The sequence below is a fragment of the Vreelandella zhanjiangensis DSM 21076 genome (assembly GCF_000377665.1).
Classification (GTDB): Bacteria; Pseudomonadota; Gammaproteobacteria; order Pseudomonadales; family Halomonadaceae; genus Vreelandella; species Vreelandella zhanjiangensis.
This window is the reverse complement of sequence record NZ_KB898646.1, coordinates 578,107-592,713: the sequence shown is the minus strand read 5'-3', so window position 1 is coordinate 592,713 and position 14,607 is coordinate 578,107. Positions and strand designations below refer to the sequence as shown.

At 57.3% G+C, this 14,607-nt stretch carries 11 protein-coding genes; all 11 read left to right on the top strand.

Translation table 11 applies throughout. The features are described 5' to 3' along the window. Nucleotides 1-37: 37 nt before the first annotated feature. The 11 genes from D467_RS0102565 to selB all read left to right on the top strand — a co-directional run bounded on the left by D467_RS0102565 (nucleotide 38) and on the right by selB (nucleotide 14,592). Nucleotides 38-1,459 carry a histidine-type phosphatase gene (locus tag D467_RS0102565; RefSeq protein WP_018915943.1) on the top strand — a complete coding sequence of 474 codons (1,422 nt, stop codon included), beginning with the start codon at nucleotides 38-40 and terminating at the stop codon, nucleotides 1,457-1,459. Between the two features lie 116 nt (nucleotides 1,460-1,575). Continuing rightward, a complete protein-coding gene (locus D467_RS0102560; protein ID WP_018915942.1) occupies nucleotides 1,576-2,616 on the top strand; it encodes a porin in 1,041 nt (346 codons plus the stop codon). A 172-nt stretch (nucleotides 2,617-2,788) separates the two neighbouring features. Next, on the top strand, nucleotides 2,789-4,699 hold the full coding sequence (locus D467_RS0102555; RefSeq protein ID WP_018915941.1) for a DNA topoisomerase III: 1,911 nt from the start codon (nucleotides 2,789-2,791) through the stop codon (nucleotides 4,697-4,699). A gap of 203 nt (nucleotides 4,700-4,902) precedes the next feature. Next, a complete protein-coding gene (locus D467_RS0102550; protein WP_040459982.1) occupies nucleotides 4,903-5,301 on the top strand; it encodes a hypothetical protein in 399 nt (132 codons plus the stop codon). A 147-nt stretch (nucleotides 5,302-5,448) separates the two neighbouring features. Next, on the top strand, nucleotides 5,449-6,042 hold the full coding sequence (locus D467_RS20230) for a molybdopterin-dependent oxidoreductase (RefSeq protein ID WP_018915939.1): 594 nt from the start codon (nucleotides 5,449-5,451) through the stop codon (nucleotides 6,040-6,042). Between the two features lie 12 nt (nucleotides 6,043-6,054). Next, nucleotides 6,055-8,517: a formate dehydrogenase-N subunit alpha gene (gene fdnG / locus D467_RS0102540; protein ID WP_081621219.1), complete on the top strand. Its 2,463-nt coding sequence runs from the start codon at nucleotides 6,055-6,057 to the stop codon at nucleotides 8,515-8,517. Nucleotides 8,518-8,532: 15 nt separating this feature from the next. Beyond that, nucleotides 8,533-9,477 (top strand): formate dehydrogenase subunit beta, encoded by a 945-nt coding sequence (gene fdxH / locus D467_RS0102535; protein ID WP_018915937.1) that lies wholly within the window; start codon nucleotides 8,533-8,535, stop codon nucleotides 9,475-9,477. Then, entirely contained in the window at nucleotides 9,474-10,211 is a 738-nt protein-coding gene (locus D467_RS0102530) for a formate dehydrogenase subunit gamma (protein WP_018915936.1), read from the top strand. Before fdxH ends, D467_RS0102530 begins: the two co-directional genes overlap by 4 nt. Next, nucleotides 10,208-11,134, top strand: coding sequence for a formate dehydrogenase accessory protein FdhE (fdhE, locus tag D467_RS0102525; protein WP_018915935.1), 927 nt, complete (start codon nucleotides 10,208-10,210; stop codon nucleotides 11,132-11,134). The genes D467_RS0102530 and fdhE overlap by 4 nt, the downstream gene beginning before the upstream one ends. 69 nt (nucleotides 11,135-11,203) lie before the next feature. After that, nucleotides 11,204-12,667 carry an L-seryl-tRNA(Sec) selenium transferase gene (selA, locus tag D467_RS0102520; RefSeq protein ID WP_051081704.1) on the top strand — a complete coding sequence of 488 codons (1,464 nt, stop codon included), beginning with the start codon at nucleotides 11,204-11,206 and terminating at the stop codon, nucleotides 12,665-12,667. Then, a complete protein-coding gene (gene selB, locus D467_RS0102515; protein WP_018915933.1) occupies nucleotides 12,664-14,592 on the top strand; it encodes a selenocysteine-specific translation elongation factor in 1,929 nt (642 codons plus the stop codon). Before selA ends, selB begins: the two co-directional genes overlap by 4 nt. Nucleotides 14,593-14,607 lie beyond the last annotated feature (15 nt).

Genomic DNA, 14,607 nt, shown 5'->3' with positions numbered 1-14,607 from the left:
GGCATGTCCCTATGACCGAGAAAGGAAACGCTAAACCATGCAAGCCTTCGCTCCACGCTCCCTATGCCTTACCGCCCTGGCCGCTACGGCCTGGCTGTATTCCTCTAACGCATTGGCAGAGAACACTCCTGAAGTTAATCCTGACGCTGCTATTGATGCGCACCTCAGTACAAAGTCACCCTATCCCTATGTCGCCACCCGCTATACGCCCGCCCCTGAAGGCTATCAGCCGGTATTTATCAATTACGTGGGACGACATGGCTCGCGCCATCTTTCCAGCGCAAAGTATGACAAGACGCTTAACGAGCTACTGGCGTTGGCTGAACGGGAGCAGCAGCTAACAAATGCTGGCCAAGCGTTACAGCAACAAATAGCGCGCCTTATGGAAGTGGAAAAAGATGTTTACGGTGAGCTGTCTTTATCAGGAGGTGAAGAGCTTAATGCTATTGGCCAACGCATGGGTAAGCAGTTTGCCGACGTATTTGAAAGCGGACGCCCTATTGAGGCACATGCCACTTATAAAGACCGTGCGCCGCAAAGCCGCGACCATTTCCTTGAAGGGCTTAAAGTAGCGCTGGGCGAGCAGACGCCCCCGATTACCGCCGAGCAGTATGCAAAAGGCAGTGATCCGTATCTTCGGCCCTACGATCTGGCCACTCAGTACAAAGCCTATAAAAGTGGCGGTGAATGGCAAGAAGTCCTGGAAGCATATCTGGATCAGCAGCCAAAAACGGCTGAATTCGCCCACGCTATCATAAGTCAGTTTATTGGTGAGGAGCTCTACGAAGCGTTGTCTGACGGCACACTCGCTTTTGAAGATGAAAAAGGCAGAGTCAAACTGAGAAGCCCTGAAGATGCCGCCAATAACCTTTATCAGCTTTACATTATTGCCTCCAACATAACCCAGGAGGGCACCTTCGATTTTGGTCAATACTTCACCCAGGATCAGCTGGCCTGGTACGAGAAACTCGACATACTGGAAACCTATTATGCCAAGGGCCCATCGCTAACCAGCACCGACCTTCCGCAGGACATCGCCGCGCCGCTCGTCAAGGAACTGCTGATCTCAACTGACAATGCATTACAGGACAATAACCTTAGCGGCATCTTCAATTTCGCCCATGCAGAAACGATTATTCCGCTTTCTTCTTATCTGGATATAGCAGGCGCTAATGAAAGCCAAGATAACCCTGACCTAGTCGCCGAAATATGGAAAGGATCTGAGATAACGCCTATGGGTGCCAATATCCAATGGATTATTTACGAAAATAATGGCGATCACCTGATAAAAATGCTGCGCAATGAGCAGGAAATAGCTTTTCCAATCACTACAGACACATTCCCTTATTACTCCTGGGAAAGCATTAAAGATTATTACACCGAAAAACTTGAAAACAGCGGCGTTGCTTTAAACAGCACACTTGAAGATAACGTTGAACTGTTAAAAAACCACTTTTAATCATCAAGCATAAAATCTTAATTAACTAAAAAACGCTACTGACGTTTCAGCTCCTTTAATTATCGAATTAAAGGAACGGGTTCTTGCTGCCTTAATCTTGATACAGGGATCGGAAAATGAAGAATTTATTAGTATTTACCGCCGTTTCTATCGTTGCCATGCAAACGGCTCAAGCGGCGACTGTCTATAAAGCAGACGATCTTAGAGTCGACCTTACCGGTAAAGTGCAGTATGAGGCGGGCGCATTTAAATACGACAAGCAGGATAAGACCAAGCGCTTAAACTTTGGCGGTGATGGTAAAGCCCGCCTGGGCACCCAGTTTCGCTATCGCTTCTCAGATGAAATAGATCTGCTGGGTAAGTTAGAGTGGCAGATGAACGCCGAAGAGGAAAATGATGCTAAGACCGATAGCATTGACGTGCGCTATGCCTGGCTGGGTTTTCGCTACCTCGACCAGTTGGAAATGGCAATCGGCCGAACCAAAAGCTCAACCAGTCAGTTGATTGACGTTACCGATATTTTTGAGCTGTTTGGCTCTTCTGCCAACGACAATAAAATTAATGGCATCAAGCCCTTTGCCAGCAAAAAAGATGACCAGTTGACCATTGGCTATGATGTCGGCAACTGGGACCTTCGCGCGAGCTATGTATTTGAGGATGACCGGCGCACACGTGAAACCACCGATGGCGACCGCAACTACCAATACAGCCTTTCCGCTCGTTACAGTACCGATATCGGCCTGGATTTGGTGACCGCTTACGAACGCCAAAGCTTTCAAGGCGCGACGGCCATGCTTGGTGACATGACCAGCTGGGGGTTTGGCGCAGGCTACCGTTACAACTCTCTTTACGTGGGTGCCATCAACGGCTATAAATCCATGCAGGCCGCTGATAACGAGGAATTCTCAACCCACTTCTACGAACTGGCCGGCGCTTATCAACTAGGCGATTTTCTATTAATGGCAGGCTATAACAACGAAAAAGGCCAGGATAACCTAGCGGACGAAGGCAATCGCGTAGATGAATACGTCTTCGGAGTTTCCTATCAGGTGATGCCGCGCGCCAAACTCTACGCCGAATACAATGTCGATCGCGTACGTCTTGATGATCGCCCCCGTGATGACCTGTACGGTATTGGTGTCGAAGTGAAGTTTTAAGGCGCTGAACTAAAATATCCCGACAGAGCTTCTTACCAAGCACGCCCCAGGCGGCTACTCAGGTAGCCGCCTTTTGGTGTGCAAAATACCCCACCGGGGCGGGTAGCTTCTGGTGTCCGGCATGTCTCTGCTAATATAGGGCACCGCAAACACACCTGAAGGCTTCCCACGCATGCGCTTGATTATCGCCGAAAAACCCAGCCTTGCTCGGGCGATTGCCGACGCATTGCCCGCAAGCGCCAAACGTCAGGAAGGCGCTATTATTTGCGGCGACACGACTGTTACCTGGTGTTTGGGCCACCTTCTGGAACAAGCGCCCCCGGAGGCCTACGACCCCGCTGATAAACAGTGGCGGCTGGACCGCCTGCCCATCATCCCCGGCACCTGGAAACTGGCCCCACGCGCCAAGGCGCGTGGTCAACTGGCGGTGATTCGTAAGTTAATCAAGCAGGCCACTGATGTTGTTCATGCTGGTGACCCGGACCGCGAAGGCCAGCTACTGGTGCAGGAAGTGATTGAGCACCTGAAGTACCGCGGCCCGGTTCAACGCCTGTTGATCAGCGATTTGAACCGCCCAGCGGTCAGTCGCGCGCTCGCCAAACTGCGCTCCAACCAAGAATTTCAGCCGCTTTTTCAGGCAGCGCAAGCTCGTTCACGCGCTGACTGGCTGTATGGCATCAACTTGACGCGTGCCTGGACGCTCACCGGCCGCCAGGCGGGCCATGATGGCGTGCTTTCCGTGGGCCGCGTGCAAACGCCGGTACTCGGGCTGATCGTGCGTCGCGATAACGCCATCCGAGATTTCAGGCCTCACCCGTTCTACCCGCTCTGGGCGGACTTACAGGTTGCAAAAGGCCAGTTACGCGCCTGGTGGGCGCCCAAGGAACACCAGCCTTTAGACGACCAAGGCCGCTTGATTGACCGCACGCCTGCCGATGCGCTGGCGGCCCAATTGCCAGGGGCTACCGGCCAGCTTACCCAGCTCGACCAGCAGGAAAAACGCCAGGCGCCGCCGCTGCCCTACTCGCTCTCCGCCCTTCAGGTAGACGCCGCCCGGCGCTTTGGGCTTTCTGCCCAGATGGTGCTGGATATTTGCCAACGCCTTTACGAGCAGCACAAGCTGATCACCTACCCGCGTTCGGACTGTCGCTATCTGCCCGAAGAACACCTGGCCCTCGCCCAGCGCAGTTTAACCGGCGCCTGCCAAAATGATGATACGCTCAAGCAGTGGCTGAATGGTGCCGACTTTACGCTGCGCTCAAAGGCGTGGAACGACAAGCAGGTAGGCGCCCACCACGCATTGGCGCCTACCGGCAAGCCCGCAAATTTCAGTCAGCTCTCGGCCACCGAAGGCCACGTGTTTCGGTTGGTGGTGCGCAACGTGATGGCCCAGTTCTATCGCCCGCTGCGCACCTTTGAAGTCAAAGCCGAATTCACTCTGTTAAACGAGGCGTTTCGCGCTCGTGGCCAAAGCATTCTCGACCCTGGCTGGAAGCCGCTTTTCACCACGAAAGAAGAAGCGCCGCCGCTGCCACCGCTTACCCAAAATGAACGCTGCAAAGCGCTAGGTGCAGGCGTAGAAGAGAAGGAAACACGCCCACCCGAGCCGTTTACCGATGCCAGTTTAATCAAGGCAATGATGAACATTGGCCGCTACGTGGATGACCCGAACGTTCGCAAAACCTTGCGGGACACCGATGGCTTGGGTACCGAAGCCACCCGCGCCGGTATTATCGAAACCCTGGTACAGCGCGGCTACCTGGTGCGCCAGCAAAAAGCCCTGCGCGCCACCAAGCTGGGGAGCGCGTTAATCGCCGCCCTGCCCAGCGCTGTCAGCACGCCGGAGCGCACGGCACTTTGGGAGCAGCGTCTGCGGGCCATCTCCGAACAACAGGATGATACAGGCGCCTTTCAGCAAGCGTTATTGGACGACTTGCGCGGACTACTCACCCACAGCGATGCCGCCAAACTCAGACAAAGCCTGCAAACGGCTCAGGGGGAAACCGGTAGCCCAGCCAAGCGTACGAGTAAGCCAAGAAAGAGCTATACAAAGAGGAAAAGTACCGGTCCGAAAAAGAAATAAATAACGATGGCGGAATGAATACCTCTTAACCCATGTTCTTGCGCCAAGTGGCGCTACTGTCTATACAGAAAGTAGATATGCCAAAGTTGCCTTTAATTTGACGTCAGCATGGAGCGACTGCTTGAGCATGTTGCAGCCAACGTGAAGCGCTCAGCCCCAGAGGCCTTGACCCATTTGACTTAGCCCCTTCGAGGAGTTCAAGCATGATAAAACGCACGCTCCCCCTCCTTGTTGTCTTGCTAGGCGCTGGCTCCATGATAACGCTCCAGGCCGCCGAGCCGACAGCTCCTCAGAATGAAAGCGGTGTTCTTCCCAACGCAATGCCCGAAAAACCGAATATAGATACCGGCACGGCGGGTACCACAAGCGGCATTACCGGAGCGGATATGGATCAGGAGGATGAGACCACCGGTGGTGGTCAATCCCGGGGCGATGCCATGTTCCAGACCCAGGCTTCTGAGCCCGATGCTGGGTCCGCCTACGAAACCGAGACACCTGAGCGCGAAGAGGCGCTTTTGCCGGATGAACCGCTGGGTGCAGAGGACAGTGGACGCCAGGAAGACGGTGAACCTCAGGCCAGTACGTCTGATTCGCCCGAATAAGCCATTATCAGCAAGCACTGATGGCAACCTTGTCATTGACTAAATGACACCGCGACACTTCGCCAAACAAGAAAAGACTCACTATGCTTAACGGATATGTCATTTCAGGGATTTACGACATTAAGAACAAATCGACAGGAGGCCGAAATGACTCTGAAGGTTACGCGAAGACAGTTTTTTAAACTCGGGGCAGTCGGCATGGCCACCTCCAGCATGGCCATGATGGGCTTTGCGCCTGAACCCGCACTCGCATCGATCCGCCAGTTCAAGCTTACCGGCGCCAAGATAACCCGCAGCAACTGCACTTACTGCTCGGTGGGTTGCGGCGTGCTGCTCTATAGCCGCGGCGATGGGGCAATCAACAGTATTGATAGCATTTACCATGTAGAGGGCGACCCGGATCATCCGGTCAGTCGCGGCTCGCTGTGCCCCAAGGGTGCGGGGCTGCTCGACTACATCCAGAGTGAATCGCGCCTCAAGTATCCTCAGGTACGCGAACCCGGCACCGATGAGTGGAAGCGCATCAGTTGGGACGACGCGCTGACACGTATCGCCAGGCACATGAAAGATGACCGCGACGCCAACTTTGTCGATCAGGACGCGGAAGGCAATACGGTCAACCACTGGACCACGACCGGGATGCTGGCGGCGTCCGCCTCGACCAACGAAACGGCTTACCTGACACAAAAGATAGTCCGCAGCCTTGGCATGGTGGTACTCGACAACCAGGCACGCGTCTGACACGGACCGACGGTGGCAGGTCTTGCCCCAACATTCGGTCGCGGTGCCATGACCAACCACTGGGTCGACATCCGCAACGCTGATCTTATTCTCGTCATGGGTGGCAATGCCGCCGAGGCGCACCCTGTTGGTTTTCGCTGGGTGATGGAAGCCAAGGAGCATAACGATGCCCGCTTGATAGTGGTCGATCCCCGCTTCAACCGCACGGCAGCGGTGGCAGACTACTACGCGGAAATTCGTACCGGCACCGATATCGCTTTTCTGGGCGGTCTGATCAGCTACTTGATCGAAACCGATCAGATCCATCATGAGTATGTGCGCGCCTATACCGACGCGAGCCTCATCGTGCGCGAGGATTTCGGCTTCGAGGATGGCCTGTTCACCGGCTATGACGCCGAGAATGGCGAATACGACAAGGAGACCTGGCGGTACGAGTACGACGACGAAGGCTATGCCCTACGCGACGATACGCTCACGCACCCCCGCTGCGTGTTCCAATTGATGCGTGTGCACTTCAGCCGCTATACCCCTGATGTGGTCTCTTCGGTGTGCGGTACGCCCCGCGACAAGCTTCAGCACGTCTGGGACATGGTCGCCGCGACCGTCGTGAACGACAAGACCATGACGATCCTCTACGCATTGGGGTGGACGCAGCACTCGATCGGCTCGCAGATCATTCGCACCGCGGCGATGCTCCAGTTGTTGCTTGGCAACATGGGCATGCGCGGGGGCGGCGTCAATGCCTTGCGCGGCCACTCCAATATCCAGGGGCTGACCGATCTTGGACTGCTCTCGGATTTGCTACCGGGATACATGTCACTACCCGAGGCCGATGAGCAGGATTACGAAGCTTATATCCTTGATCGCTCACGCCCGGACCTGCTGCCTGGCGAAGTATCCTACTGGCGCTATTACGAGCGTTTTCATGTCAGCCTAATGAAGGCATGGTTCGGCGATGCCGCCACCGAAGCGAACAACTGGTGCTATGACTGGCTGCCCAAGCTAAGCGAAACCCTGTATGACGTGCTGCATACCTTCGAGCGAATGAGCCATGGCGACATCAACGGCTACATTTGCCAAGGGTTCAACCCGCTGGCCGCCTTTCCGCATAAAGCCAAGACCACTGCGGCGCTTTCTCGCTTGAAGTACTTGGTGGTCATTGACCCACTGAGAACCGAAACCGCCGAGTTCTGGAAGAACCATGGCGAATTCAACGATGTGAACACCGCTGAGATCGGTACCGAGGTGTTCCGCTTGCCGACCACCGCGTTTGCCGAGGAAGACGGTTCCATCGTCAACAGCTCACGCTGGCTGCAATGGTTCTGGGCAGCGGCACCGCCCCCGGGCGAAGCGATTCCCGATACCGCCATTCTGGCGGGCATCTTCTTGCGGATGCAGCAGATGTATCGCGACGAAGGTGGCGCCTTTTCGGATGCGCTGCTCAATCTGAGCTGGCCCTATCGCTACCCGGCAGAGCCAAGCGCCAACGAGCTGGCCCGGGAATACAACGGCTGGGCACTCGAAGACGTCGTTGATGAACAGCGCAATATTGTCTGTCGCGCGGGCGAGCAGGTCGAAGACTTCGGCATGCTGCGTGCTGATGGCAGCACGGCGAGCGGCTGCTGGATTTTTGCCGGTTGCTGGACCAATGAAGGCAATCAGATGATCCGCCGCGACAACTCCGACCCCTACGGCGTCGGCCAGACGCTGGGTTGGGCCTGGTCGTGGCCGGCCAACAGGCGAATCCTTTACAACCGGGCAAGCGCGCGTCCCGACGGCACACCGTGGGCCGAGCGCAAGGCGGTCGTCTGGTGGAACGGCAATCGCTGGGTGGGTAATGACGTTCCCGACTTCCCGGTGGAATCAGCGCCGACAGAAGCTCAAGGACCCTTCATCATGAACCAGACGGGTAGAGGGCAGTTCTTTGCCCGTGACCGTATGGTGGAAGGACCTTTCCCGGAACACTACGAACCGTTTGAAACGCCCATCGCCAACAACCCGATGCACCCCAATAACCCACTGGCCAAGAACAATCCAGGGGCGCGGGTATTCGAGCAGGATCGGGCCAATTTCGGCAGCTTCGAGGAGTTTCCGCATGCGGCGACCACCTACCGCCTCACCGAACATTTCCACTACTGGACGATGCACAACCGCTTGAACGCTATCGCCCAGCCGGAAAAATTCGTGGAGATTGGCGAAACCCTGGCCAACGAACTGGGTATTGTCAAAGGCGATCGGGTTCGCGTCAGCTCTAAGCGCGGCCATATCGAAGCGGTGGCGGTAGTGACCAAGCGCATCCGTCCGTTGCAGGTAGCGGGACGGACGGTGCACCAGATCGGTATTCCGATTCACTGGGGTTATTTAGGCGAAACCAAGCGGGCTCACCTGACCAATACGTTGACGCCATCCGTGGGTGACGCCAATACCCAGACGCCGGAATTCAAGTCGTTCCTGGTACGGGTCGACAAGCTATAACGCAAGGAGGAGAGCATGCGTGGAGAACAAATCAACTCGCAGAACATAATCGCCCGCTCAGCGACCTCGGTGCCCTCGCCCCAAAGGCGAAGCGGCGGCGTTGAAACTGTCACCAAGCTGATTGATGTATCCCGCTGCATCGGTTGCAAGGCATGCCAGGTGGCATGCTCCGAGTGGAACGACCTGCGTGACGAGGTAGGGACATGCGTGGGCGAGTACGACAACCCGACCGATCTAACACCCGACTCTTGGCAGGTAATGCGCTTCAACGAGCACGAAAACGAGCAAGGCAACCTGGAGTGGCTGATCCGGAAGGACAACTGCATGCACTGCGCCGAACCGGGCTGCCTTGAGGCGTGCCCGGCACCCGGTGCGATCGTCCAGTACGCTAACGGCATCGTCGACTTCAACTCCGAGCATTGCATCGGTTGCGGCTACTGTGTCGCTGGCTGCCCTTTTGATGTTCCGCGAATTTCAAAAAAGGATTCCAAGGCTTATAAGTGCACGCTGTGCTCCGATCGTGTCTCTCATGGCCTGGAGCCAGCCTGTGTGAAATCCTGCCCTACCGGGTCGATTATGTTCGGCACCAAGGAGGACATGCTCGATCTTGCCGAAACGCGCACCGATTTTCTCAAGGGGCGCGGCTTTGAGAATGCCGGCATTTATGATCCCCAGGGCGTGGGTGGCACTCATGTGATCTATGTGCTGCAGCATGCCGACAAACCGGAGATTTACAGCGGTTTGCCCAAGGACCCGCGCATCAGCCCGCTGGTCGAGGGCTGGAAAGGTATACCCAAGCCGCTGGCCTCGGTGGCTATCGGGCTTGCGGCATTTGCCGGGTTCTTCCACTACCTCGCCGCAGGCCCCAAGGAAACACCGGAAGAGGAGGATGAAGAGGTGGAGAAAGAGATGCGCGCGGATGAGGAGCGTGACCAGGAGCTCGAGGAGAAACGGCCATGAGCGAGCCAAAACCACGCGCCAAATCCGATCCGGGCATCCTGCGATATGACGCGTTTTCGCGCATCAATCACTGGCTCATCGCGATCAGCTTCGTGATGCTGGTGCTCAGTGGGCTGCCCTTTTTTCACCCCTTCTTCTGGTCGCTGACCGGCCTGTTCGGCGGCCCGACCATGACGCGGATCCTACACCCGTATATCGGGCTGTTCATGGCGCTATTTTTCGCGATCATGGCGATCCGCTTCTTCAAGGTGAGTCTTATCAAGCGCCATGACATTCAGTGGCTCAAGCAGATCAAGGACGTGCTGAGCAATCATGACGAGCGCCTGCCGCCGGTAGGTAAGAATAATGCCGGGCAGAAACTCGTTTACTGGATCATGGTGCTCTGCGTGCCGTTGTTGCTGGTGACTGGCCTGCTCATCTGGCAGCCCTACTTTGCCGATGCCGTCCCCATCACACTACGTCGGTTGGCCGCCATGGGGCATGCTTATTTGGCCTTTCTCGCGATCATCACCTTGATCATTCACATTTACTCGGGTATCTGGGTGAAGGGTTCGTTCACTGCCATGATTCGCGGCCGGGTCAGCAAGCCTTGGGCGAAACATCACCATGACTTATGGTACGAAGAGGAAATGGACAAAGAGCGCAGGGGGAAAGAACATAGGGGGAAAGAATACAGGGAGCACGAGATGTCCAATCAGCAGCACCCGAGCATGACAAGAGAGGAGCCCAAGTGAATCACGCATATGGCAATGCCCCGATGGGCGTTATCGACCCCCCTTCCGTGGTACTGCCCGAGCAGGAGCACTTTGCCCAGCGTGCGCAGCGCCTGCATGACCTCTCCGAACGTATCGAACCGCTGCGTGATTTCTTGGCCTTCATGGCACAGCTCTCTCAAGCACAGCAGCAAGCATTGGAGCGCAATACCCCCGCGTGGCTGCCCGAGCCGGACGCCTTTGTGCTGGCATTGGAGCACGGCATGCCGCCGCTGGGTACTCAGGCGCTTTGCCGCGACATCGATTTTCATAGTGAGCTCACCGCACTTCTCGATGGCCTCGATTTGCATGTCGGTGAGGCGCAGCGGCCGTTGCTCGACACTCTGCGTAAGTTGCCCAAGGAGGAAATCGACCGCCTCGCCCAGGAAGTGCTCAAGGCACGCCCCGGCCCCGAAGCAAGCCGGGGGCTGATGCCCTTGATAGCAGCAGCGTTGCAAGTGGCCTGGCTGCGTTTGGCGCGCACCCTGCCCCAACCACCAAAACGCCCTACCGCCGAGGCCCGTTCGATCTGCCCTTGTTGCGGCTCGCTGCCGGTGGCGAGCGTTATCCAGATCGATTCCAGGCGCAGTGGGGTGCGTTACCTGCAATGCGGGTTATGCGCGACCCAGTGGTATCTGGAGCGCTCCAAGTGCAGTGTCTGCGATCAGAGTGGCAAGCTTGACTACCTTAGCCTTGAGGACGAGACCGGCGAGCACCTGCTCCCTACTCAGGCCGAGACCTGTGGCGACTGTCATTCCTATCTCAAGATCATGCCACGTGAATTTGACGCGTATGCAGAACCCCTCGCCGACGACCTTGCGAGCCTGGCGCTGGATCTCCTGCTTGCCGAGGAAAAGCAGTATCGTCGCAGCGGCTTCAACCCGTTGCTCATCGTTGGTGAATGAGGCCATCCCCGAGCAACCATGGACCGCCCGCGCGCGGCCATGCTATACCTTAAGGATATGAAAACAACAATGGACGTTCGACGCAGTCTGCCCGGCGTAGACACTCTGCTGGCCCATCCCGCTCTACAGCAAGCCCAGCAGCACCATGGTGGGCGCCTGGTCAGGCAGGCCATCCGCCTGACGCTGGATAGCGAGCGCTCGCGCCTTACAGGTTGTTCCGAGGCTGCCGAGCATCAGCCCGCTATCCTGTCTCTCGAGACACTCACTGCTCGAGTGCTTGAACGTCTGGAGCAGCTGGCGCTGCCCAATAGCCGCAGCGTGTTTAACCTGACCGGCACGGTGATTCATACCAACCTCGGCCGCTCGCCACTTGCCGAGCCCGCCATTGAGGCCATGGTTCAAGCCGCCCGTCATCCCATGGCGCTTGAGTATGACCTGGAGAGCGGCGGCCGCGGCGACCGTGACCGCCTGGTGGAACCCCTGCTCTGCGAACTGACCGGCGCCGAGGCAGCCACCGTGGTCAACAACAACGCTGGCGCAGTATTACTGGCCTTGGGCGCTCTGGCCAATGGCCGTGAGGCGGTCATTTCACGCGGCGAGCTGATTGAGATAGGTGGGGCCTTTCGCATGCCCGACATCATGGTCGCGGCGGGCTGCCGGCTGCATGAGGTAGGCGCTACCAACCGAACCCATGCCAAGGATTTCCAGGCCGCCATGGGCGATAACACCGGGTTGATCGTCAAGGCACATACCTCCAACTACGCCATCACTGGTTTTACCAAGAGCGTGCCCGAGCGCGAACTGGCGAGTATTGCGCACGCACATGGCGTCCCCTTCATGGTTGACCTGGGCAGCGGCGCACTCGCTGACTTCTCCGCGCTTGGACTGCCACATGAAGAACAACCTCGCGAGGCAATTTCCGCCGGTGCTGATGTCGTCACCTTTAGCGGCGACAAGCTGCTGGGCGGCCCGCAAGCAGGCATCATTGTCGGCCGCCGTGACCTTATTGATACCATCAAGCGCCACCCACTAAAACGTGCCCTGCGCCTGGACAAGCTGACCCTGGCCGCTCTGGAAGCCACCCTGCGCCTCTATCGTGACAGCGATGCGCCGCAGCGAGACATTCCCACACTGGCAATGCTGACGCGAACTGACGGCGACATTGCAGCGACAGGTGAGCGCTTGCTCTCCTCCGCCCAAGCTCTGCTCGACGACATTGACGTTACCTTGGCCCCTTGTGTCAGTCAGCTTGGCAGCGGCTCGCTGCCCGTCGACCGGTTGCCGAGCTACGCGCTGGTGTGGCGCCCGCTAAACGGTGACCGCCGCGCCAGGGAGCGGTGCCTCAAACATATCGAGACAGCGTTTCGTCAACTCCCCCGCCCGGTTATCGGCCGCATTAACGAAGGTGCCCTCTATCTCGATCTGCGCTGTCTATATCGCCCTGAAGACGTCGACGCCTTCGCTTCACAATTTTCGATATTGAAGCAGCGCTACGAGAGCTACCGAGACCAGCATCAGGAGGGCTTGCCATGATCATCGGCACGGCTGGCCATGTCGATCATGGCAAGACCGCTTTGATCCAGCAGCTGACCGGTATCGATACCGATCGTCTCAAGGAGGAAAAAGCACGCGGGTTGACCATCGAAGCTGGTTTCGCTTACCCCGAAGTCGCGCCGGGCGTCGAGCTCGGCTTTGTTGACGTGCCAGGGCATCATCGGTTCCTGCACAACATGCTTGCGGGCAGTGCTGGCATCGACACCGCCCTGCTGGTGGTAGCCGCCGACGATGGTGTAATGCCGCAGACAATTGAACATGTCCAAATCCTCGACCTACTCGGCGTCGACCGCGGTGTGGTGGCATTGACCAAGATCGACCGAGTCGACGAACCACGGCGTCAGGAAGTCAGACAAGAGATCACTCAGTTGCTGGCAGGAACCCAACTCGCCAAGGCGCCGCTGTATGACGTCTCGAGCCATAGCGGTGAAGGCGTGGCGGCCCTGCGTGACACGCTATGGTCCCAGGCGGCCCAACAGCATGAGTTCTCTGCTCATGGGCATTTCCGCCTTAGTGTGGATCGCGTCTTTGCGCTGCCGGGTGCTGGTCTAGTGGTGACCGGCACCGCCCTCAGCGGGCGCATTGCCAAGGGCGATATGGTTCGCTTGGTACCCGATGGTCATAAGGCCAGAGTACGCCAACTGCGGCGCCAGCACCGCGAGAGCGATCAGGCGCACCAGGGTGACCGCGTAGCGCTCAATCTTTCAGGCACTGGCGTGGAACGGGACCGCATCCGTCGCGGCGACTGGGTTGTCGCCGATGCACTGGAAACGCCTCCCATCAAGCGACTCGACGTCCAGCTAAGGTTGCTCGACTCGGCCCCACTGCTCAAGCACTGGACGCCAGTCCATATACATCTAGGGGCAGCCCATCTCATGGGGCGGGTCTCACTACTCGAAGGGCAACGACTCGAACCAGGCAAAAGCATGCTTGGGCAACTAGTCTGTGACAGCCCGATACACGCCTGTCTGGGGGATCGCTTTGTCATTCGTGATCATGGCGGGCATATTACCCTCGGCGGCGGAATCGCGCTGGACAGCGAACCACCCCGTCGCGGCCAGCGCACGCCCGGGCGTCTGGCCTGGTTGGCGGCGCTTGCAGAATGCGTAAGCACCAATCCACCTTACGACCTTCATAAACCGCTGCGTGCCGCACTCGATCTCCATCCCGAAGGCCTGGATCTTACTGGCATGGCGCGTAATCTTAATATCAGCGTTCAGGATCTAGCGCCGCTTCTCGAGGCATCCGCAGGTCAAGTCCTTACTGCAGAAGGCGAAGTTAGAGCTTTCTCAAGGGAAGCCATCGAATCGCTGAGAGCGCGGATTATTCAAGTGGTCGCCGGTAACCACCAGAACGAACCCGCCATGCTGGGTACCGAGCGCGAGCGACTAAATCGCCAAGCCGCTCCTCGACTACCTGCGCCCCTCTTCCGCAGCCTGCTGAAACAACTGATCGAGACGGGCCAGCTTGATAGCAATGGCCCCTTCATTTCTCTGCCCGGCCATCGCGCAGCGCTTGATGACCACGACGAGGCGCTCTGGCAACGGCTTGAGCCCCTTCTGGCGAAAGCTCCCTTTCAACCACCCAGGGTTCGCGATATAGCAGCAAGCAGTGGGTTCGACGAACAGCGTGTTCGCCAGGTGCTGACCGCCTGTGCTCGCCTCGGCAGGCTCTACCAGGTACGTAAGGACCACTTTTACCTAGCCTCTACGACACATGAATTGGCCAATATTGCGCGTGAGCTGATGAACGAACATGGCACTATTCGCGTCGCAGAATTTCGTAACCGCATCGGTACCGGACGCAAATTGGCCATTCATATTCTCGAATTCTTTGATAGGATAGGTTTTACGCGCCGGGTGCAGGATGAACGCTGCATTCGCCGTACTGCCCTTTGGAACTAGGCAAAAGGTATACGC

What these genes read in the sequence shown, in the direction of transcription:
- D467_RS0102565 (WP_018915943.1), top strand. Translation starts at nt 38, where the DNA reads ATGCAAGCCTTCGCTCCACGCTCCCTATGCCTTACCGCCCTGGCCGCT.
- D467_RS0102560 (WP_018915942.1), top strand. Translation starts at nt 1,576, where the DNA reads ATGAAGAATTTATTAGTATTTACCGCCGTTTCTATCGTTGCCATGCAA.
- D467_RS0102555 (WP_018915941.1), top strand. Translation starts at nt 2,789, where the DNA reads ATGCGCTTGATTATCGCCGAAAAACCCAGCCTTGCTCGGGCGATTGCC.
- D467_RS0102550 (WP_040459982.1), top strand. Translation starts at nt 4,903, where the DNA reads ATGATAAAACGCACGCTCCCCCTCCTTGTTGTCTTGCTAGGCGCTGGC.
- D467_RS20230 (WP_018915939.1), top strand. Translation starts at nt 5,449, where the DNA reads ATGACTCTGAAGGTTACGCGAAGACAGTTTTTTAAACTCGGGGCAGTC.
- fdxH (WP_018915937.1), top strand. Translation starts at nt 8,533, where the DNA reads ATGCGTGGAGAACAAATCAACTCGCAGAACATAATCGCCCGCTCAGCG.
- D467_RS0102530 (WP_018915936.1), top strand. Translation starts at nt 9,474, where the DNA reads ATGAGCGAGCCAAAACCACGCGCCAAATCCGATCCGGGCATCCTGCGA.
- selA (WP_051081704.1), top strand. Translation starts at nt 11,204, where the DNA reads ATGGACGTTCGACGCAGTCTGCCCGGCGTAGACACTCTGCTGGCCCAT.
- selB (WP_018915933.1), top strand. Translation starts at nt 12,664, where the DNA reads ATGATCATCGGCACGGCTGGCCATGTCGATCATGGCAAGACCGCTTTG.